Here is a 21,308-nt window from a genome sequence, read left to right as displayed (position 1 = left end):
CTGTGATGGGAAATTTGAGTATGACTACCTTGAGCTGTTTCAAGGCGTACGACATTCGTGGCAAGGTGCCCGAGCAGTTGAATGATGAGATTGCCTATGACATTGGGCGGGCACTGGTTGCTGAGCTCAATGGCTGCTGCTACGTGGTGGGGCGCGACATGCGCCTTGAAAGCCCATCCATCGCCAATGCACTGATTAAGGGCATCACCGAATCAGGCGCCGATGTCATTGATATCGGCTTGTGTGGTACTGAGGAAGTGTATTTCGCTACCAGCCACTACCAAGCTTCAGGTGGTGTGATGGTAACTGCCAGCCACAATCCCAAAGGCTACAACGGGATGAAGTTGGTGCGTGAAGAATCTCGCCCCATCAGTGGTGATAGCGGATTACTGGCTATCAAGGCGCGTGTGCAGGAAGGTCGCTTCGGAGTTGTACCATCGGCCCAGGGCAGGGTATCGCTATGCCCTGATAAAAGCGCTTACCTGCGACATTTGCTTGGCTATGTAAATACGGCGGAACTAAAGCCGTTGAAAATACTGGCAAACCCCGGTAACGGTGCTGCTGGGCCAGTGATTGAGGCGCTCGAAGCTGCGCTACCGTTTGAGTGGGTAGTGATCAACGCCCAGCCCGACGGTCACTTCCCACAGGGAGTGCCCAATCCACTGTTGCCAGAAAATCGCTCACAGACCCGCGAAGCTTTGCTCGCCCATGGCTGTGATATGGCTCTGGCCTGGGATGGCGATTTTGACCGCTGCTTCTTCTTTGACAGTAATGGTCGTTTCATTGAAGGCTACTACCTGGTGGCGCTGTTGGCCGAAACGCTTCTGAAGCGCAACCCGGGCGCTCGCATCATTCACGATCCACGCCTGACCTGGAATACGATCGATACGGTTCGGAGTGCGGGTGGCGTCGCAATACAATCCAAGACTGGTCATGCCTTTATCAAAGAGCGCATGCGCAGCGATGACGCAGTTTATGGTGGGGAAATGAGCGCCCATCATTACTTCCGCGAATTTTTCTATTGCGACAGCGGCATGATTCCGTGGTTGCTGGTGTGCGCGGTGATATCCGAAAGCGGTAAATCACTGGCTGAGCTGGTCGACGAGTACATCGCGCAATTCCCCTGCAGCGGCGAAATCAATTACCAGGTCGATGATGTTTCCGCCACGATTCTGCGTATTCGTAAGCACTTCTCGCCGCAGGCATTGCAGATGGACGAGACCGACGGCGTCAGCCTTGAGTTTGAAAATTGGCGCTTCAACGTTCGCGGCTCCAATACCGAACCGTTACTGCGTTTAAACATCGAGACACGTGCCGATGAGCGGTTGCTGCAGCGAAAAATTGTTGAGCTGGAGCAGCTCATTCAGGAGTGCTGATGTTCGCATTACTTAGAAGCCTTATCCGATACAGAGGCTTCGTTTTTTCCTCTATTCGTAATGAGTTTGTTGCACGCTTTGCGCGTAGCCGCCTGGGGGGGCTGTGGATGATTATCCATCCGCTAGCCCAAGTTGCGATATTTGCTTTGGTGCTGTCCAGCGTGTTGGCGGCGAAACTCCCCGGTATTGATAACAAGTATGTTTATGCACTTTATTTGATGTCTGGCATTTTGGCGTGGAGCATATTTTCGGAAATCATCGGGCGATGCCTGACGCTCTTTATTGATAAGGGCAATTTGATGAAGAAGATAAGTTTTCCACGGATAACTTTGCCGGCGATTGTCGTAGGGTCAAGCCTGTTAAATTATATTTTGTTGTTCCTTGCCTTGTTGTTGGTCTTTGCGGTTCTAGGGCATACCTCCAACGTTAGCCTCGTTTGGCTGTTGCCGTTGACCGTCACATTAGTGGCCTTGTCATTAGGCATTGGCTTGGTTCTGGGGGTGCTGAATGTATTTGTGCGCGATGTGGGGCAGGTGGTTCCTATCGTCCTGCAGGCGTGGTTCTGGTTCACCCCGATCGCTTATCCGGTGACCATTATTCCCGAGCAGTTCAAATCCTTGGTCGTTTACAACCCCATGTACACGATTGTCACGGCTTATCATGATGTGCTGGTTTACGGTAAGGCGCCTGAGTTGCAGCAATTGGCGATAACCACGGCGCTGGCGATGGGGCTGCTGTTGCTTGGGCTCTTTCTGTTTCGGCGTGCATCGGCAGAAATGGTGGATGCCTTATGACCCTGTTGAATGTCAGCAATTTGGGTAAGGCCTATCGCAGCTACCGCTCCGAGTGGCGGCGCATTGCGCGCTGGTTCTACCTGCCGGTCAAGCCCAGTGAAGAGCATTGGGTGCTCAAAGATATAAACTTCAGTATTGGACGGGGAGAAGCAATTGGTATTGTCGGGCAAAACGGTGCCGGCAAATCGACCCTCCTGAAAATGATCACGGGCACCTTGCAACCTACCCAAGGACAGGTACAGGTTGGAGGCCGTATTGCTGCAATTCTCGAACTGGGTATGGGATTCAACCCTGAGTTGAGTGGGCGGCAGAACGTTTACCATGCTGGAGGCTTGATGGGGTTTAGCCATCAACAGGTGCATCAGGTCATCGATGAAATCGAGGCGTTCGCTGAAATCGGCGCTTATTTTGATGAGCCGGTACGCACCTATTCAAGTGGCATGCAGGTTCGTGTGGCGTTTTCCGTTGCAACTGCTTTTCGACCAGACATTTTGATCGTTGACGAAGCCTTGTCGGTTGGTGATGCGCGCTTTCAGCATAAATGTATGCAGCGAATCAGGCGCTATCAGCAGGAAGGCATGAGTCTGTTATTGGTTTCTCATGCTCCAGACACCATTCGTATGTTTTGCCAACGTGGTATTTACATAAAAGATGGAGCAATTGAGAAAATAGGTGATGTGGCCAGCGTTATGGACTATTACCAGGCGGCAATGGTGATGGGCACAGCGGTCGATGAAACAGCTGACTCCAGTCTGGTCGCCGATCAGGCGCTGCACGATAATCGAGACGCCAAATTCGTTGTCGTGGACAAGGCCTCAGGCCCGGTCAGCGTTAGCATCACTTGTGAAGAAGGCTATCTGCAGACCGGCGCCAAGATGAGCGTTTGCATCACCACTCAGTTCGCCAGTGACTGGCAGGATCCGCATGTAGGTTTCGGCATACGAACGAAATCCGGGATCGTCATCTATGAGGCCAACACCTATACGCTAGGTGGCAAGCTGCGGCCGGTCAAACAAGGTGAGAGCCTCTCGGTCACCTTCAGTTTCGAGTGCTCGCTGTTTCCTGACACTTATGAGTTGATGGTCGGCGTAGCCGATGGTGGGTACGATCGGGGGTCGTTCAAGATACCGCTGTTTTTCGATCAATCAATGGTCGTTTTTGAAGTATTGGCAGGTTCTATTCCTGGTTGGAGTGGAATGGTTGACATTCGACCTGAGGTCAGTTTTTCATGATTGATTTAATATTAAGCTTTCACAGTGTATCTGCTTATGATTTTCGGTCGAACGCCAATCCTGCCGATCCGTTGCGGCATTTGTTCGATGATTGGGTTGATTATTACAAGGTAAAGTGGTCAATTGCCAAGGCTATTAACCCCCGGCGGATACTTGAAGTGGGTGTCCGTTATGGTTATTCCGCGCGGGCTTTTCTAGAGGCTTGCCCGGACGCTCAGTTTGTAGGCCTGGATGCTGATATCGATACATTCGGTGGCAGCAAAGGGGCATTGGCGTGGGCTGAAGAGAACCTGAAGACCGCCGGGTTTGACGTTGATTTGCGCGCGGTAAACTCGCAATCACTGGACGCCTTTCCGGGGGGGTATTACGACCTCATCCACATCGACGGGCAGCAAGATGGAAATGGCACCTACCGGGATCTGGATCTGGCTGTTGCGCAAAGCCGCTACATCTTGGTTGATGGCTATCAATGGTCCCGTGAAAATTTCTACTCCGTCAATGAATGGTTGTGGCTAAACAAAGCGGCCGTGCACTCGGTGTTGATTATTCCCGGCTACGCGGGGGAGTTGCTGATTCGCACCAATCTAGACGCTTCAACAATGTCGAAAGTTGGTAGTGATTGCAGCGAGCCGCTTTCATCGACGTACACAAAAGACTACTACCTCAATGATTGCGGTGGGTTCTCGCAGTGGCGCCGGACAAAAGGTGCGGCTATCGATAGTCGTCTGCAGGCAGTTGCTGATGCGGCGCTGGCGTTTGGCCGGCCCAAGGCCGTTATCGATCTGGGGGCGGGGCGGGGTGAGTTGACGCGCCTGTTTTATGAGCAGGGCGCAGACGTCACAGCCATCGATTACTCTGCCGATGCATGCGCGCTGGTGCGTCAGACGCTGGCAGATACCGAGCAAGAAACGGCGCGAGTCCGAGTCGTGTGTGGGAGTGTATTGGACGATGCTTCGTACCGTGGCGATTATGACTTAGCGGTGGCTGCCGACATTGTCGAGCACCTCAGTCCGGCCGAAAACGAAGTGTTGTACGCGTTGGTCAGCGATAAACTGAAAAAAAATAAAGGGCTGCTGGTGGTGCATACTGCGCCGAATGCCTGGAACTACGAATATCTACACCCGCAAGAACAGAGAAAGGCGGTGGAGGCAGGGTTCTGGCTTCCGAGAATACGGCGTACCTGGTACGAACGGCTCATGCACATTAATGAGCAAAATCCACGGGTACTGAAGGCACAGTTGGAAAAGTCGTTCCCCTATGTTGCCGTGTGGTTTGCTGACCATGCTGCAGGCGGAAGCTTGCTCAGAAAATTTGCTTTGAGCGACTTTAAGAAGTCGACCAGTATCTTCGCTGTTGCATCGCATCAGCCAATCGACTTGGAAGTATTAAAGTCCGCGTTCGTCATGCCTGTCATTCCGGCGCACTACAGCACTATCATTGAAGTTACCCCTAAGGATTCAATAGTTAACGTGGAGGCGAATGAGCGCTTTCAGGTGCCAGTGCGAGTTGAAAATTTAACGGATGTACGGTTGGCGAGTATTCATCCGCGGCCTGTTAATTTGAGTTACCACTTGTTGTCTGAGCAAGGTGAGATTTGTGTATTTGATGGTGCGCGGACGCCGTTGCAGACATCATTATTGCCTGGGGCGAGTGGTGTCTATTATCTAGAGGTCAAAGCTCCTGTGCAGGCGGGTATATATTACTTGCAAGTGGCTGCTGTTCAGGAAACGGTTCGTTGGTATGATCAGAAACTTTCCTTGGACTCCATGGTCAAGATTGTCGTTGAAAATTGATCATATAGGAGAAACCATTGATGCCGAGTTTTTATCGAGCGTTTGAGGATCGCTACCGTGGATCCAGGGAGCTTATAAAAGAGCGTCTCAAGGTATACCACAGTTTTATCGCTCCTTTGCGCACGCTTTATAGCGAGTGCCAGGCGCTGGATCTCGGTTGCGGTCGAGGGGAGTGGTTGGAGTTACTGCAGGAATGTGGGTTCCAGGCCCAAGGGGTGGACCTGGATGAGGGCATGCTGGAAGTGTGTGAGGAGTTGCAGCTGCCGGTTGAACAATGCGATGCGTTGCTCAAACTCAAGGCCTTGCCAGCTGAAAGCCTTACGGTGGTCTCCGGATTTCACATTGCCGAGCACATTCCGTTTGCGAGTTTACAGACGTTGGTTGACGAAGCGCTGCGAGTACTCAAACCTGCTGGCCTGCTTATTCTGGAAACACCGAACGCGGAAAACTTGGTGGTGGGGACCAATAATTTTTATCTGGACCCCACTCATGAGCGCCCGCTTCCCCACCTGCTGCTCGGATTTTTGACCGAATACGCAGGTTTTTCCCGCAGCAAGCTGTTACGGCTGCAAGAGGCGCCTGCCCTCAGGGAGGCCACCGATGTCGATTTAATGCAAGTGCTGGGGGGTGTCAGTCCGGATTATGGCATCGTTGCGCAAAAGCAAGGGACAGCGGAGCAAACCCAACTTTTTGATAACGCCTTTTTGACGAATTACGGTGTGGCATTGGGGGCGCTGGCGGAGCGTTATGAGCGAGGCCTGAAAAACCGTTTCACAGCGCTGGAAGGCAGGTTGGAAACAACAGTAAAAATTTGCGAAACGTTGAGTGGATACATCGCACATTTACAAGGAAGATCGGCAACGTTAATGGAAAAGTCGAATCATGCAAGTTCCCGTCCAGACGCGACGGGTGCAGGGCGCGCGCGTGCGATGCAAACTGCAGCCAATCCTATGAAACTTGACGTGGATGTATTGCAAGGGGAAGCACTGGCGCACCATCTGCGGTTGCAGTTGCAGGAGACGCTGCACAGGCTGAGCAATGCCGAGTCGCGTTATCAGACCTCTGAGCTTGCCTTACGCGATCAATTAGCCCGTGCTGCGCAAGCGGAAGGAAAACTGGCTAACGCTCAAGCGTCCGTTGAGGTGTATCAGTCCCAACTTCAGCAAGTTACCGCTGAACTGTTGACGGTATATAAAGAACAACAAAGGCTTGCACAGATCTTTGATGACGAGCGTCTGCAGCATGTGCAGAAACATGCTCAGTCAGTCAGTAAGTTGGATGAAGAGAAAGCCCGTAGTGAAGCCCTTTGCCAGCAACTTGCTGAGCAAAAAGTCCAGGCGCAATCCCTTAACGAGGAGCGAGAGGTATTGATCGCTGATCGTCAGGCATTGGCCGGCGAGCGGGACGATGCCCGAGCTGAGATCGTCGCAGCCAAGACTGCCAGTTTGCAATTGCACAGTGATATCCAGCAATTGCGTAGCGATATTCAACAGCGTGTTGCGCGTGCAGCCGAGCTGGAGGGCAGCGTGGCCCAGGCCGAACTGCGTAGTCAGTTGGCGGCGAGCCAACTGCAGGAAGTGCTCAAACATAGTACTCATTTGCAGGAGCAGCTCAGGCAGTCGCAGCACACGCTTGAGCAAGTGCTTGCCGATGCCGATCAATTAGCCCTTCAGGCCAGCGCTCATGAAGCGCGGGTGAGTGCGTTGCTGGGCAGTATGTCCTGGCGCATAAGCGCCCCTTTGCGCGGTATGGCAATAGCCATTCGCTGGTTGTTGGCGGCACCTGTTCGGCTCTTGAGGGCTGCCATGCGACCTTTGATGGTCGGGATGATGAAAGGCGTACTATCCCGCCCTGGGTTGAGTGAGCGAATCAATCACAGGCTAAAACGATTCCCGCGTGTGCATGCGCATCTGCGCGCATTTGCGTTGAAACGGGGCTTTTTAAGTGATGCTGTTGTCCAAGAACCGGTAGCGGTGGCTGTAGCCAGTCGCCAAGTGTCCGCTGAGGTCTTGACTCCAATTGTGCAAGTTGTCGAAGTTGCGACGGCCCGTTGCGAACCTGTTCGGCGTGAGGCGCTAAGCCTTGATTTCAATGACGCCTCGACCGAGCGATTGTTCGAGGTGCTTATCCAGAAAACGGGCGGGACAGCGCACGCCGCAATTGGGCAGGCGCACAAGAAAATTATTGATGACTGTAGTGAGAAATAAAGTAATGGAATTCAAGGACAACGCCAAGGCGCTTTTTGGCCTGGCGGGTGACAATTGCAAGTCAAAGGCGGATGTCGATTTCTTTTCCTGGTCGAGCGCTGCTGTTGATGCGGTAGCCTCTATTTTCTGTGGAGAAGCATTTGCCAATCTGGGCTTGGAGCGGGTCAGTGATAATGAAGAAGTGGTGCACCTGGTGTACTACTATTATCTTCGGCGGCTGGCTGATCCCGGAGCAATTGAGCGCCTTCGTGTCCGTGAGCGCGCAGGGCTGGTGGAATACTGTCAGGCCGCGATCCTGCGTTCAGAAGAGTATTCGTTGCACGGTCGATCCGATTTCACAATTGACCTGAGTGCCAACGCGGATGCCACAACCCAAGTGTTTGTGGATGTCACCAATACCACGACTACCAAGGCGCGTACTGGCATTCAGCGGGTAGTCCGCGAGTTGAGCCGCGAGCTACAAGGCAGTGCGCCGGCGCCCATTATCTATATTGCCTATAGTCGCTCGGCGAAAACATTCAAGCGTGTGGCGCTTTCGAATGATGAGTTTGTTGAGGTGGAAGCGGCGCCAGTGGTTTGCTTCAACCGTGGCGACGTTTACTTTGATGTTGACGGGTCCTGGGGGGATGCGGTTTCCCGGTGGCCGCTGTACCAGCAACTACGACGCGGGGGTGTTCGGATTTTGAACATCCATTATGACGCCGCACCAATCTTGTTTCCGATGTACTCGCATCCCATTACGGTTTTGCGCTTTCTTGAACACTTTTTTGCCGCGTCCAATTGTTCAGATCATTTCCTGTGCATCTCTGAAGCGGTACAAAAAGACTATGTAAAAATTGCTACATTGCTCAAAGGGCGTTGTGCCCCCTCATCCGTCATGCCTCTGGGTAACGTATTCTCCGCCTTGAGTGCTACGGAGGAGGAGATTCCACCTGAGGTGCGGGCATTTTCTTCGCAGCGCTTTGTCCTTTTTGTCGGGACGGTTGAGCCTAGAAAGAACTACTCGCTACTGATCCAGAACTTCAAAACGTTCGAGCGACATGGACTCAAAGTCATTCTGGTTGGCAAGAAAGGTTGGGAGAGCGACGAGGTCGTCGCACAGTTGGAGGCTGCTCAGCAGGCCGGCAACTTCCTGTGGTTGCAGAATGCAACAGATGGTGTACTCAAGCACCTGTACGAAACTTGCTATGTCTATGCATCCGTTGCTCATTATGAAGGCTATGGGCTCCCGGTCCTTGAAGCACTTTCTTATGGATGTGCTGTCGTTACCAGTGACGGCGGAGCACTAGAGGAAGTCGGCCGTGGCTACACGTTGAGTTTCCGTCTGGATGATGAGCAAGGGTTGAGCAGGCTCGTTGACTCTTTAGTGGCTGACACGGTGCAGTATCAAGCACTAAAGGCGAATGTCGGTAACTTTCACGCGCCGGTATGGGCAGACTCTATTGCCAAGGTCCTTGAGGTAATGGAAGTGTTCTTGCTCAAGGTTGAGCAGCCCTTGGCGTGGGAAAAACTACAGTTAGTGTATATTTCGATTCGACCTGACTCGCTGCAGCGCTCATTGCTATCGTTCAAGAAATTTGGGCATGACGGTGCGGTCGTGGTCCTCACCAGTGATGCAATGAAGGCTCAGGTAGAAGAGGTGCTGGCATCGCTGAATATCAACGGTACGGTGCGCTGCGATGAAGACATGTTTGTCGGCGAGCGCATACCGGCGGATCACCAAGAGCGGAACTTCCAGCTACGCAAACGGCTGTATAACGATCCCGTACTCGATACGGTGTTTTTGTCGCTGGATGACGATGCGATTCTTTTGAAGCCACTGCCAGCAACTTACTATGTCGAGAATGGCAGGTATAACGGCCACTTTTATTATTCTTCGATGGCCAACTGGAACGCTAGCCCCTTTGGCATCACGTCTTATGACCAAGGCCAGTGGCGTACCTCCGCACTGTTGTGTGCGCATGCCTACGATGATAAAGCGTATTCAGCACACCAGCCGCAGATCCTCGAAAAACGTCTGGTTCAAGAAATTTATGACGAATATGCCAACTGTGTGGCGGGTGGAGTTGATGAGTGGTCGTTGTACTTTAACGTGTGTGTTCAGCGCTACAGCAACCGCTTCGCTGCGCGCCCGGTAACAACCTTGCATTGGCCTGAAGACTTTTCATCGTGGATGCCGGGCTGGTTCAATAGTGAAGTACACTACATGAACTATTACCCCGCCAGTGCTTCGGCAGCTGACGCGTCTATTAATCTGCTCAGCTTTGCTGCTGCCTACGATAAGTACCACGCTCAACGTATCATTGGCGGGGTTGCTAAGCCTGTGCGGCTTCTGCCCGCCGAAGACAATGTTGTTGCCGGGTTGCCGGGGCTTTGGGTCGATATCAAGGCCGATCAGGGCATGTCGGGTGTTGGCTATCGAATTTACGCAGGCGAGACCGTCGTCGTTGACGGCAGCCGGGATATTCAAGCGGTATCGCCGCGCGCGCCGCTGAAAGTGAAGATGCCTGCCGAGCCTGGTGAGTTTCGGCTCAATGTTTTTTATGTCGAAAGTGGTGCAGATATTACCTCTGCTTCGGTAATCGTTTTTCCTTGGCGGCAGGCCCTGCAAGGGGTGTGAGGATAATAAAGTATGCAGCGTGGAGAAAGGGCGGTTTCTCCACGCTTCAGGTGGTGGTTACAGTGTTTTGTGCGCTGTTCATTTGATGTTAAAATGGTTGTTTGCCTGGCGCGCCGGTTGCTTACAATCCGAGCATTTATTTGTGGGTAGAGTATGGGAAAAGTAAAAAATAGCCGTGTGCATGGACGTCATTCATCCACAACGGGCGCAATGCTGAAATTATTGCTGTGCGCAGGTTGTTTCTCGGTGCTTGCCGCTTGTGACAGCGGTGAAAAAAATGCCGAATCGGCGGGCGCGCGTGCGCTGCCGGATGTTTACCATGCTGAGTACAAGGCAGATCGCCTTAAATGGGAAGTCAAGGCGGGCTCCAAGTTCGTTGTCCCCGTCACCATAGAAAACACCAGCGAGGCCGTCTGGTCCTCTGCGAAGGCCAGCGCCCCTGTGCATGTCGCCTACCACTGGTTGTACGTCGACGAGAAAATGGTTCTGCGCGACGGTCTGCGTACATTACTTCCTCAGGATGTTGCTCCCGGGAAGGAAGTGTTGGTGAATACTGCGGTACTCGCTCCCAAGGAGCCCGGTATTTATTTGCTCAGAATCAACATGGTTCAGGAAGGTGCTGCCTGGTTTTCTGATAAAAAAGTCAAGCCGTTGGACCTGACGGTTGTCGTCAAGTAATACGTGCGCGTTGCATTTTTTCGGGCCGTGCGGAGTGCGGCTTGGGTATTTTTTAATTGAGGATCATGTTCATGAAGAAGGCCATTGTCACCGGAATTACAGGTCAAGATGGTGCCTACCTAGCGCAGTTGTTGCTGGACAAAGGTTATTCCGTGTATGGCACCTATCGGCGCACCAGCTCAGTAAACTTCTGGCGCATTGAAGAGCTGGGTATTGCTCAGCATCCGAACTTGCATCTGGTGGAATATGACCTCACTGACTTGTCGGCTTCCATCCGCCTGCTGCAAAGTACCGAAGCCACTGAAGTCTATAACCTGGCTGCGCAAAGCTTTGTTGGTGTTTCATTCGAACAGCCGCTGACGACTGCTGATATTACCGGCCTGGGTGCTGTTAATCTTCTGGAAGCCATTCGCATTGTTAACCCTAAAGTGCGATTCTACCAGGCCTCTACTTCCGAGATGTTCGGCAAGGTCCAAGCGATTCCGCAAATCGAAACAACACCGTTCTACCCTCGTAGTCCTTACGGTGTTGCGAAACTTTACGCCCACTGGATGACCATTAACTACCGGGAGTCTTATGACATCTTCGGTACCAGCGGCATCCTGTTCAACCATGAATCGCCGCTGCGTGGTCGCGAGTTCGTAACCCGGAAGATTACCGACTCCGTTGCAAAAATCCAGATGGGCAAGCTGGATGTGCTTGAGCTCGGCAACCTGGATGCCAAACGTGACTGGGGTTTTGCCAAAGAGTATGTCGAAGGGATGTGGCGCATGCTTCAGGTGGATGAGCCGGATACCTTTGTTTTGGCCACCAATCGCACTGAGACCGTCCGCGACTTCGTTTCCCTGGCGTTCAAAGCTGTGGACATGGACTTGGAGTGGCGTGGTGCTGCGGAGCAAGAGCAGGGTATCGATAGCGCCACCGGAAAGGTCGTGGTTTCGATCAATCCGAAGTTCTACCGCCCAGCCGAAGTTGAACTTCTGATCGGTGATCCTGCCAAAGCGAAAGAGAAACTTGGTTGGGAGCCTAAAACTACATTGGAAGAGCTGTGCCGCATGATGGTTGAGGCGGATCTCAAGCGTAACGGCCAAGGCTTTTCATTCTGATTTCGCCGCTGGCGGTGTAAGACAACAGCATCCTGTCCAAGCGCTGTCGGTACTTCGCCAGCGTGGCCGGGATGTTGCTGCCATCCTTCGCTGAGCGGTTCAGCGCCAGGTGCTTGCTGAAGCAAGCACCCCGGCTGCACCGAGCAGGGAGCACCTCTTTCTAATCGTTGTTTACGAGGGTTCTGCATCGCGAGTTCCTGATCGAAACTTCCCCTATTGAATCTGGATGTCACATATGAAAAAAGTTTTGTTGACCGGTGCGAATGGTTTCGTGGGAAGCGTTTTGCGCAGTCAGTTGACAGCTGCTGGATGGGTCGTTACCGGTGTTTCCTCGGTCCGCTCCGAACCGGCAATGGCCGGTGACATTCAGCTGGATATTCGTGACGTACAGCGCGTAGAGCAAGTGATTCAGGACGTCCAGCCCGATGCTTTCGTACATTTGGCTGCGGTGACGCATGTCCCGACAAGTTTTCGCGAGCCACAGATGACTTGGCACACCAACGTGCTGGGAACCCTTAATGTCCTCGAGGCGCTCAAGAAACACGCGCCGCAGGCATTTTTGTTATTTATTAGTTCTTCAGAAGTCTACGGCGAAGCCTTCAAGTCCGGCGAAAAGCTCAATGAGCTGAGCCGCTGTCTACCGGTGAACCCGTATGCTGCCAGCAAGTTAGCTGCCGAACTGGCATGTGAACAACATTTTCGCCAAGGGTTTCCCGGCGTGATTGCCCGGCCGTTCAATCATATCGGCCCTGGGCAGTCTCCCGACTTTGTCACAGCGTCGTTTGCTCGACAGATCGCGCATATCGAGGCAGGTCTTCAGGCCCCTGTGATGAAAGTAGGAAACCTTGACGCTAGCCGTGATTTCCTAGACGTGCGTGATGTTTGTGAGGCCTACGTACAATTGTTGGCACTGGCTGGTGGACCGCTAACTGAGCGAGTTTTCAATATTGCCTCAGGACGAGCGTGCAAGATTCGCGATGTGCTGGATGAGCTGTTGCGACAGAGCTCGGTTTCCATTGAAGTTCAGCTGGACCCCGAGCGGCTTCGTCCCTCAGATATTCCCTTCGCAGTAGGTGATAGTCAGCGCATGTCTGTGACCACCGGCTGGCAAGCGCGTTATCCGCTGAGTGAAACGCTGGCAGAGCTATTGGCCGATTGGCGCGCAAAGGCGAGCCTGGGCCAATGAAGCTGTTGCTCAACACCGAGTCGCTCCGTCCACCGCTTACGGGCATAGGCAATTACACACTCAATTTATTGGGTGAGTTGCAAGCACGCTCGTCGATCTCGACGATTGATTGTTTTGATGGCACGTCCTGGCTCTCTGCGGAGGATGTCCTAGGGGAACAGGGCCTGTTGGTGGATCCTGCTTCGGCTGAAGTGCCTGCCGTCAATCATCTGTCGGATCGTCTGCGCGCCTTTGTACGTAGTTTGCCTCTTGCATATCGTGCCAGAAGCGCGGTACGTAATGCAGTGTTCCGCCGGGAAGCCAGCAAACGTCGTGGGTATATTTATCATGAGCCAAATTTCATCTTGAAACCTCATGACGGTCCATGCCTCACAACAATTCATGATTTGTCGTTTATCCACTATCCACATTTTCATCCTGCGGAACGCGTCGAGTGGTTGAACCGCGAATTGCCGGGAACATTGGCACGCGCCGATTACATCATCACTGATTCGCAGTTGGTCCGGTCCGAGCTGATTGGGCGGTTTAATCTCCCCGGCTCCAAAGTTCGCGCGATTTATCTGGGGGCTGATCAGCGTTTTGCTCCCCGCAGTGAGCAACAAACACTTAACGTGTTGAGACGCCATGGCCTTGAGCACGGTAACTACATAGCGTTCGTCGGCACACTGGAGCCCCGTAAGGGCCTGACTGTATTGCTGGACGCGTGGACCCGCTTGCCGCTGGCGTTACGCCGGGCGTTTCCGCTGGTGATTGCCGGGGCACCGGGCTGGCGCAATGCAGATCTGCTTGAACGCATACATTCTTTGCAGGCAAAGGGGGAGGTTCGCTACTTGCGGTTTGTTGCTGCAGATGAACTGCCTTCGCTCTATGCGGGCGCTGCGCTCTTTGCCTATCCCTCCGTCTATGAAGGGTTTGGGCTGCCGGTACTGGAAGCAATGGCCAGTGGCGTTCCAGTCATATGTACGGCGGGCACTTCAATGGCGGAGTTTGCCCAAGATGCGGCCGTTCTTCATGAGCCGGACAGTAGTGAATCGTTAGCTGACGGATTGAAAAGACTGCTTGAGGATGAAGGTTTGCGTCGTGCCCTTGCAGGCAAAGGGCTCGCTCAAGCAGCGCAGTACTCTTGGGCTCGTTGCGCGCGTGAGACGACGGAAGTTTACCAATCGATGGGGTGAAGTTGGTGGATGATTCGGCGATAACGCCAGAAGTTTTCCCCTGTCTATGCCGGAATGTGTCCCTAGAGAGTTCACTTGAAGATTTTACATTTTTATAAAACGTTCGCTGCTGATCAGCATGGTGGTGTTGAGCATTTCATCCGCCATCTGACTCACGCGACAGCTTCATTGGGGTGTGAGAATACGATTCTCTCGTTGGCGCGTGAGCCGGCCGCGCCTTTGGTTACGGAGCAATATCGACTGTTTCAAATCAGGGAAAGTGCCAATTTGGCATCTACCGGGATGTCGGTGGCGGCTTTCTCGGTTTTCGCCGAATTGGCTGCTGAAGCAGATGTTATTCACTATCATTTTCCTTGGCCATTTATGGACCTTGTGCACTTTGTCAGTCGAGTGGCCAAACCGAGTGTTGTGACGTATCACTCTGATATTGTCCGGCAACGGTTGATGTTGCCGCTCTATTGGCCACTCATGCATCTGTTCCTACGAAGCGTCGATGCGATTGCCGGGACGAGTCCAAACTATCTGGATAGCTCTCGGGTGCTGAGAGGGTATCGGGACAAAACCTGCGCCATTCCTATAGGGCTGCAAGAGTCGCTGTATCCCAAGCCGAATGCGACTGCGATACATGCCTTGCATGAACGATTCGGTAAGCGTTTCTTTCTGTTTGTTGGAGTGCTGAGGTATTACAAAGGCCTGCATTATCTTCTGGAGGCGTTGGCGGGAAGCGAGTTGCCGTTGGTCATCGTCGGTGCTGGACCCATTGAGGCCGCGATCAGAGCGGACGCCGTGCGTCTGGGGCTGTCGAATGTTCACTTCATTGGACAAGTTACCGAACAGGAAAAAGTTGATCTGTTCAGTGCCTGCTACGCGGTGGTTTTTCCTTCCCACCTGCGTTCAGAGGCATTCGGCATCAGTTTGCTAGAGGGGGCAATGTTCGGAAAGCCAATGATCTGTAGTGAAATTGGTACTGGAACCAGTTACATCAATCAGCACGAAGTGACAGGGATTGTTGTACCACCAGCTAATGCTCAAGCGCTGAGAAGGGCAATGAATCGCTTATGGGATAACCCTGAAGAGGCAGCACATTTCGGTGAGGCTGCACGCCGTCGCTTTGTGCAGGTTTTTTCGGCGCAAGTGATGGGCGCTGCCTATAGCGCTTTGTATTCGAAAGTGTCTAGTCACTGAACTGCCACGCCCGAAGGTGCTCTAGAATAAGCGTTTTCGGGTTGGCTTGCGTTAGGGATCCGTTCGTTTGCGACGTCAAACGTTCAGGTCGTTTGCTGATCGATGCCTTTGTAGTTTTTTCAGTACGCTTCGGAGGCGAGAGCCCTCTACATTTTCACATTTGTTTACTTCTTGTTCTTGGCGTACCAAGGCTGTCAATTGGTGTTCCAGCGCCGAAATTGTTGGGTTTTCTCCACGTTTACGACTTTTGTCTAATTTGGTAAAGATTCCTCCTGGCTTCGCGGTTTGACTCTCAACCAGACCGTTCTAGGTTTCAGAGGCAGCTACGGAAAAGCTGCCTTCGCAAACCGCCAAGGAGTCTGACTTATGCGCAACACTGTCCTGTCCTACCTGCTGCTCCCCCTGTTTACCAGTGTGTCCCTATCCTTGAGTGCTGCACCTCAATCCGTGGAGCCTCCACAACCACCCGCTGTGGTCGAGCAAATGTCCGCCAAGCTGGACCTGAACAAAGCCGATGCCACTACCCTGCAATCAATTCTCACTGGCATCGGCAAAACCAAAGCTGAAGCCATCGTCGCTTACCGTGAAGAACACGGAGCTTTCACCTCGGTGGATGAGCTATTGGAGATCAAAGGCATCGGCAAGGCGCTGCTGGATCGCAATCGCGACAAGCTCACGGCCAACTGACCAGAGGGGCACAGAGGCGCCGGTCATCGACCGGCGTTTCTATTGCTGCAGTTACCTTTGGTCGGTTCATATTGAATAAATATTACGTTGGTAATATTTTATTTTGACACTTTCCTGCATTTCCTCAGCGCGGAGATCACGACAATGTCAGACCATCCAGTACCACTTACTGCACTCGTTACAGGCGCTTCTTCCGGAATCGGTGCTGTCTATGCCGAGCGCTTGGCCGCACGCGGGTACGATCTGTTGCTTGTTGCACGTGATCGCCAGCGTCTCGAAGCCCTGGCGAGCGATCTTCAGGCGCGCCACGGTATCAACGTCGAAGTGTTGGCCGCAGACCTCGCCCAATCGAACGATCTGGCGCGGGTCGAGCAACGCCTGCGTAGCGACGGGAATATTGGCGTGCTGGTAAATAACGCCGGGATTGCCCTGCACGGCACCCTGGCGGATGCCACGGCAGAACAGATCGATGCATTGGTCGCGCTCAATATCGTCGCCGTGACCCGCCTGGCTTCTGCGGCGGCAGCACAGTTTTCCAGTGCCGGCCGCGGCATAATCATCAACCTCGCTTCGGTGGTAGCCCTGGCGCCAGAGATGTTCAACGCGGTCTACAGCGCGAGCAAGGCCTATGTCCTGAGCCTGACCCAGACGCTGCAAGGTGAGCTCAAAGATAAAGGGGTACAGGTCCAGGCTGTGCTACCCGGGGTGACTCGTACGGAAATCTTCGAGCGCTCAGGCCTTGATGTAACCCAAATCGATCCGCAGATGGTGATGGAAGTAGGGGAGATGGTTGATGCGGCGCTCAGCGGCCTGGACCAGAAAGAACGGGTGACCATTCCGTCACTGCCGGACGCGGCGGATTGGCAGGCTTACATCAAGGCCCGGGATGCGCTGGGGCCAAATCTGTCGCGCAGTTCGTCGGCGGCGCGCTACAAGTAACGCCGTGTGTTGCTGAGTCGTGTAAACGGCTCAGCGGTCCTGCGCATCCTTGGCATCCATTTCGGCATTACGTTCATGCACGCGCTTAAGCTGTTCCTCGGTCAAGGGCAGCTTTTTCGCGGTATCGCGCAGCAGCATCAAGCCACCGACGATGGAGCCGATTGCGAGCACCAGAATCAACCAGGCATACCAGGGCATGTAGTTCTCCTTTTAAACAGCGAATGACGCTGCCTCATTAAATTGGAGCAAACACGTCATTCATTGGTTCAATTATAGGGGCTGGGGCGGGACGCGGTCATTTCGCGATCATCGGCCCCCCACAGGCCGCCGCTTCGTTTACAATGCGCGCCGTTCAAGACTTGCCAAGAGACCAGCCCATGTCCGCCTGCCAGACGCCCATCATTGTCGCCCTGGATTTCCCTACCCGTGACGCCGCCCTGAAGCTGGCCGATCAGCTCGATCCTGCCCTGTGCCGGGTCAAGGTCGGCAAGGAGCTGTTCACCAGCAGCGCGTCGGGCATCGTCGAATCCCTGGTCGAGAAGGGCTTCGAAGTGTTCCTCGACCTGAAATTCCATGATATCCCCAACACCACCGCCATGGCCGTCAAGGCCGCGGCGGAGATGGGCGTGTGGATGGTCAACGTGCACTGCTCCGGTGGCCTGCGCATGATGGCGGCCTGCCGTGAGGTGCTGGCCCAGCGCAGCGGCCCGCAGCCGCTGCTGATCGGCGTGACCGTGCTGACCAGCATGGAGCGTGAGGATCTGGCCGGCATCGGCCTGGACATCGAGCCGCAAGAACAGGTGCTGCGTCTGGCGGCCCTGGCCGAGAAGGCTGGTATGGACGGGCTGGTGTGCTCGGCCCTGGAAGCTCCGGCGCTGAAGGCTGCGCACCCGTCTCTGCAACTGGTGACCCCGGGTATTCGCCCGGCCGGCAGCGCCCAGGACGACCAGCGTCGCATCCTGACCCCGCGCCAGGCCCTGGATGCCGGCTCCGACTACCTGGTGATCGGTCGCCCGATCAGCCAGGCCGCCGATCCTGCCCAGGCACTGGCGGCCGTGGTCGCTGAAATCAGGGCTTAAGCACCAGCTTGCCGAAGTTTTCCCCGCTAAACAGCTTCAACAGTGTTTCGGGGAAGGTTTCCAGCCCTTCGACCACGTCTTCCTTGCTCTTCACCTTGCCGGTTGCCAGCCAGCCGGCAATTTCCTGCGCTGCCTTGCCATAGTTGGCGGCATGGTCCATCACCACGAAGCCTTCCATGCGCGCACGGTTGACCAGCAGTGACAGGTAGTTGGTCGGGCCTTTGACCGCTTGTTTGTTGTTGTACTGGCTGATGGCGCCGCAAATGACCACGCGTGCCTTGAAGTTCAGGCGGCTGAGCACGGCATCGAGAATGTCGCCACCAACGTTGTCGAAATAGACATCGACGCCTTTCGGGCATTCGCGCTTGAGGCCTTCGAGGACATCTTCGGCCTTGTAGTCGATGACGCCGTCAAAGCCCAGTTCACTCTTGAGGTACTGGCATTTCTCGGCGCCGCCGGCGATCCCCACCACGCGACAACCCTTGAGCTTGGCAATCTGCCCGGCAATGCTGCCGACGGCGCCCGCGGCGCCGGAGATCACCACGGTTTCTCCTGCTTTGGGCGCACCGACTTCGAGCAGGGCGAAGTAGGCGGTCATGCCGGTCATGCCCAAGGCCGACAGATAACGCGGCAGCGGCGCCAGTTTCGGGTCGATCTTGTAGAAGCCCTGGGGCTCGCCGACAAAATAGTCCTGGATGCCCAGCGCGCCGTTGACGTGATCACCGACGGCGAAGCCCGGGTGTTTGGATGCAATCACTTCGCCGACGCCCAGCGCGCGCATCACCTGGCCCAGGGCTACCGGTGGGATGTATGACTTGCCTTCGTTCATCCAGCCGCGCATGGCCGGGTCCAGGGACAGGTAGAGGTTCTTCACCAGCACCTGGCCTTCAACCGGTTCAGCCACTGGCACTTGTTCGTAAGTGAAGTCGTCGCGGGTGACAGCGCCGATCGGGCGTTTGGCGAGGAGGAAGCGGCGGTTGCTTTGGGCAGTCATGGCAAGGCTCTCGTTTGAAGGGCAATGTTTGTTGATAGACCCAGATCGGCCAACCGGCAAGGTTTACCCGCCTGGCGAATACACTGCAATCCACTGAACTGATTGAGCAGGGCAAAGACAATCACCCATACCGATAGTGCTTCAACCGGCGTCCTGATGATGCTGCCCAACGCTGCTGATCGCTGCCTAGACTCCTCAGCACTGACCTTACTTTGTTGCGGGAGCTAGCGATGAGCATGAGTTTTTCCGGCCAGGTTGCCCTGGTCACCGGTGGTGCTGCGGGGATTGGCCGGGCGACGGCACTGGCGTTTGCCGCCGAGGGTTTGAAAGTGGTGGTGGCCGACCTTGATGCCGCCGGTGGCGAAGGCACGGTCGAGCTGATCCGCAATAACGGCGGCGAGGCCTTGTTCGTCAGCTGCAACGTCACCCGCGAGGCTGATGTGCGGCAACTGATGGCGCGCACCGTGGAGGCGTATGGGCGCCTGGACTACGCCTTCAACAACGCCGGCATCGAGATCGAGCAGGGGCGCCTGGCCGAAGGCAGCGAAGCGGAGTTCGACGCGATCATGGGCGTCAACGTCAAGGGCGTGTGGCTGTGCATGAAGTACCAGTTGCCGTTGATGCTGGCCCAAGGGGGTGGCGCTATCGTCAATACGGCGTCGGTGGCGGGGCTGGGGGCGGCGCCGAAGATGAGCATCTACAGCGCCTCCAAGCATGCGGTGATCGGCTTGAGCAAGTCGGCGGCCATCGAATACGCCAAGAAAAAAATCCGCGTCAACGCCGTGTGCCCGGCGGTGATCGACACCGACATGTTCCGCCGCGCCTATGAGGCTGATCCACGCAAGGCCGAGTTCGCCGCCGCCATGCACCCGGTTGGGCGCATCGGCAAGGTCGAGGAAATCGCCAGTGCGGTGCTTTACCTGTGCAGCGATGGCGCCGCGTTCACCACCGGCCAGGCCTTGGCGGTTGATGGTGGTGCCACGGCTATTTGACTGCCGTCAGCACCGGCTCGGCGAGCGCCTTGTGGCTGCGAGCCAGGGCCAGGCCAACCAACAGGCAGCCGGTCAGCAGCACCAGGCCGAACACCAGCAGGGCGGTGCCCGGCCCGAGGCGGTCGACCAGCAACCCGGTGAGGATCACCGGCAGGCTGAAGCCCATGTAGGCCAGAAGGAAGAAACCTGCGCTGGCGCGGGTTTTCTCCTCGCCTGCCAGGCTGTTCACTGCTGACAGGCCGCCAAGGTAAACAAAGCCATAACAAGCGCTGCTGGCGGCGATGGTGCCCAGCAGCACGGCGGCCAGCGCGCCGGCGTCCGCCCCCCAGGCCAGCAGTGCATAGCTGCAAGGCAGTATCACCAGGCCAATGGCCGTGGCCCGCACTGGCGCCAGGCGCTTGGCCAGCGGCTGGAACAACAGCCCGCAACTGATCACGCAAAAGGTCGAGAACCCTGACCAGTTGGCCAGGCCATGCTGTTTGAGGATCGACGGCAGCAAGGCGATCACCAGGCCGACACAGGCCCAGGCCAGCAAGATTGCCAGGCCGTAGGGCAAGCTGCCGGCAGGGTAGTAGGGCAAGCGCAACAAGGCGGCGGGATTGTCCAGGCGCCGGTCGGGCAACTGCCATACCGCCAGCATCGCCAGGCAGGCCAGCGCCAGGTGCAGGTAGAAGCTGCCAGGCGTCAGGCTTGGGCCGCTGAGCAGGAACAGGCTGGTCAGTGCCGCGCCGAGGCCAAAGCCCAGCGAGGTGCTGGCAGTGACCCAGGTGGCAGCATGGCGGTTGTCGCCAGCGTGCATCAGTTCGCTCATGTAGGCGGTGCCGGTGGCCGACGCCAGTGCGGTGCCGATACCGAGCAGCAGGCGTGCCAGGCCCAGGGTTTCCAAGCCAGGGGCCAGCACCATCAGCAGGGTGGCAAGCATCGACAAGGCCAGGGCGACGAGGATCAACGGACGGCGCCCGACCCGGTCGGCCAGGCCTCCGAGCAACAGCAGCACCGGTATCACCCCCAGCACATAGCCGGAGAACGCCATTGCCGTGGCCCCGGCACCATAACCGGAAAGCTCGGCATAGGTGGTGTACAGCGGTGCCTGCAGATTGACCGCGACGGTGATCAGGCACAGGGCAAAAGCCAGTAGGGCGGGGTGGCGCTGGGTGGGCATGGTCGGCTCCTTGTCGAGGGGCTCGACTATCCGGTGACCGGCAGGGCGTCACAAGGCACACTGGCGAGGGTTTTGTGATTAACTGTTCGGACAAAATCTACGA

The 21,308-nt window shown here is 55.3% G+C and carries 18 protein-coding genes; 15 read left to right on the top strand and 3 right to left on the bottom strand.

Features of this window, described 5'->3' with window-relative positions:
• Nucleotides 1-20 precede the first annotated feature (20 nt).
• The 13 genes from NLX68_RS20200 to NLX68_RS20140 all read left to right on the top strand — a co-directional run bounded on the left by NLX68_RS20200 (nt 21) and on the right by NLX68_RS20140 (nt 16,978).
• Nucleotides 21-1,376, top strand: a complete 1,356-nt coding sequence (locus NLX68_RS20200; protein WP_254285534.1) for a phosphomannomutase — start codon at nt 21-23, stop codon at nt 1,374-1,376.
• Nucleotides 1,376-2,170 (top strand): ABC transporter permease, encoded by a 795-nt coding sequence (locus NLX68_RS20195; RefSeq protein WP_100782120.1) that lies wholly within the window; start codon nt 1,376-1,378, stop codon nt 2,168-2,170. Before NLX68_RS20200 ends, NLX68_RS20195 begins: the two co-directional genes overlap by 1 nt.
• A complete protein-coding gene (locus NLX68_RS20190; RefSeq protein WP_100782119.1) occupies nt 2,167-3,402 on the top strand; it encodes an ABC transporter ATP-binding protein in 1,236 nt (411 codons plus the stop codon). Before NLX68_RS20195 ends, NLX68_RS20190 begins: the two co-directional genes overlap by 4 nt.
• Complete coding sequence (locus tag NLX68_RS20185; protein ID WP_100782118.1) at nt 3,399-5,195, top strand: methyltransferase domain-containing protein; 1,797 nt, start codon at nt 3,399-3,401, stop codon at nt 5,193-5,195. The genes NLX68_RS20190 and NLX68_RS20185 overlap by 4 nt, the downstream gene beginning before the upstream one ends.
• 20 nt (nt 5,196-5,215) lie before the next feature.
• Nucleotides 5,216-7,402: a methyltransferase domain-containing protein gene (locus NLX68_RS20180; protein WP_254285533.1), complete on the top strand. Its 2,187-nt coding sequence runs from the start codon at nt 5,216-5,218 to the stop codon at nt 7,400-7,402.
• Between the two features lie 4 nt (nt 7,403-7,406).
• Nucleotides 7,407-10,022 (top strand): glycosyltransferase family 1 protein, encoded by a 2,616-nt coding sequence (locus tag NLX68_RS20175; RefSeq protein ID WP_254285532.1) that lies wholly within the window; start codon nt 7,407-7,409, stop codon nt 10,020-10,022.
• Nucleotides 10,023-10,175: 153 nt separating this feature from the next.
• Nucleotides 10,176-10,700 (top strand): hypothetical protein, encoded by a 525-nt coding sequence (locus tag NLX68_RS20170; protein ID WP_145959271.1) that lies wholly within the window; start codon nt 10,176-10,178, stop codon nt 10,698-10,700.
• A gap of 71 nt (nt 10,701-10,771) precedes the next feature.
• On the top strand, nt 10,772-11,806 hold the full coding sequence (gmd, locus tag NLX68_RS20165; RefSeq protein WP_100782195.1) for a GDP-mannose 4,6-dehydratase: 1,035 nt from the start codon (nt 10,772-10,774) through the stop codon (nt 11,804-11,806).
• A 235-nt stretch (nt 11,807-12,041) separates the two neighbouring features.
• Nucleotides 12,042-12,992, top strand: a complete 951-nt coding sequence (locus NLX68_RS20160) for a GDP-mannose 4,6-dehydratase (protein WP_100782114.1) — start codon at nt 12,042-12,044, stop codon at nt 12,990-12,992.
• Entirely contained in the window at nt 12,989-14,167 is a 1,179-nt protein-coding gene (locus tag NLX68_RS20155) for a glycosyltransferase family 1 protein (protein WP_254285531.1), read from the top strand. The genes NLX68_RS20160 and NLX68_RS20155 overlap by 4 nt, the downstream gene beginning before the upstream one ends.
• Before the next feature lie 75 nt (nt 14,168-14,242).
• Nucleotides 14,243-15,352, top strand: a complete 1,110-nt coding sequence (locus NLX68_RS20150; RefSeq protein WP_100782111.1) for a glycosyltransferase — start codon at nt 14,243-14,245, stop codon at nt 15,350-15,352.
• A 366-nt stretch (nt 15,353-15,718) separates the two neighbouring features.
• Nucleotides 15,719-16,039 (top strand): helix-hairpin-helix domain-containing protein, encoded by a 321-nt coding sequence (locus tag NLX68_RS20145; RefSeq protein ID WP_100782110.1) that lies wholly within the window; start codon nt 15,719-15,721, stop codon nt 16,037-16,039.
• A gap of 144 nt (nt 16,040-16,183) precedes the next feature.
• Nucleotides 16,184-16,978: an SDR family oxidoreductase gene (locus tag NLX68_RS20140; RefSeq protein ID WP_254285530.1), complete on the top strand. Its 795-nt coding sequence runs from the start codon at nt 16,184-16,186 to the stop codon at nt 16,976-16,978.
• Between the two features lie 30 nt (nt 16,979-17,008).
• Here the strand turns inward: NLX68_RS20140 and NLX68_RS20135 are convergent, their stop codons facing one another.
• Nucleotides 17,009-17,176 (bottom strand): DUF2897 family protein, encoded by a 168-nt coding sequence (locus tag NLX68_RS20135; protein ID WP_010224101.1) that lies wholly within the window; start codon nt 17,174-17,176, stop codon nt 17,009-17,011.
• Nucleotides 17,177-17,355: 179 nt separating this feature from the next.
• On the opposite strand from NLX68_RS20135, the gene pyrF reads away from it, so the two are divergent.
• On the top strand, nt 17,356-18,057 hold the full coding sequence (gene pyrF, locus NLX68_RS20130; RefSeq protein ID WP_010224100.1) for an orotidine-5'-phosphate decarboxylase: 702 nt from the start codon (nt 17,356-17,358) through the stop codon (nt 18,055-18,057).
• Here the strand turns inward: pyrF and NLX68_RS20125 are convergent.
• Nucleotides 18,047-19,051 carry an NADP-dependent oxidoreductase gene (locus NLX68_RS20125; protein ID WP_254285529.1) on the bottom strand — a complete coding sequence of 335 codons (1,005 nt, stop codon included), beginning with the start codon at nt 19,049-19,051 and terminating at the stop codon, nt 18,047-18,049. The genes pyrF and NLX68_RS20125 overlap by 11 nt on opposite strands.
• Nucleotides 19,052-19,281: 230 nt before the next feature.
• Here NLX68_RS20125 and NLX68_RS20120 point away from each other — a divergent pair, with 230 nt between their 5' ends.
• Nucleotides 19,282-20,043, top strand: a complete 762-nt coding sequence (locus NLX68_RS20120) for an SDR family oxidoreductase (RefSeq protein ID WP_254285528.1) — start codon at nt 19,282-19,284, stop codon at nt 20,041-20,043.
• On the opposite strand, the gene NLX68_RS20115 is transcribed toward NLX68_RS20120, so the two are convergent.
• On the bottom strand, nt 20,036-21,205 hold the full coding sequence (locus NLX68_RS20115) for an MFS transporter (RefSeq protein WP_254285527.1): 1,170 nt from the start codon (nt 21,203-21,205) through the stop codon (nt 20,036-20,038). The two genes, NLX68_RS20120 and NLX68_RS20115, sit on opposite strands and share 8 nt — an antisense overlap.
• Nucleotides 21,206-21,308 lie beyond the last annotated feature (103 nt).

This window comes from Pseudomonas sp. SBB6 (assembly GCF_024213215.1).
Classification (GTDB): domain Bacteria; phylum Pseudomonadota; class Gammaproteobacteria; order Pseudomonadales; family Pseudomonadaceae; genus Aquipseudomonas; species Aquipseudomonas donghuensis.
The sequence above is the reverse complement of the archived record's forward strand: the minus strand, read 5'-3'. Positions and strand labels throughout refer to the sequence as shown.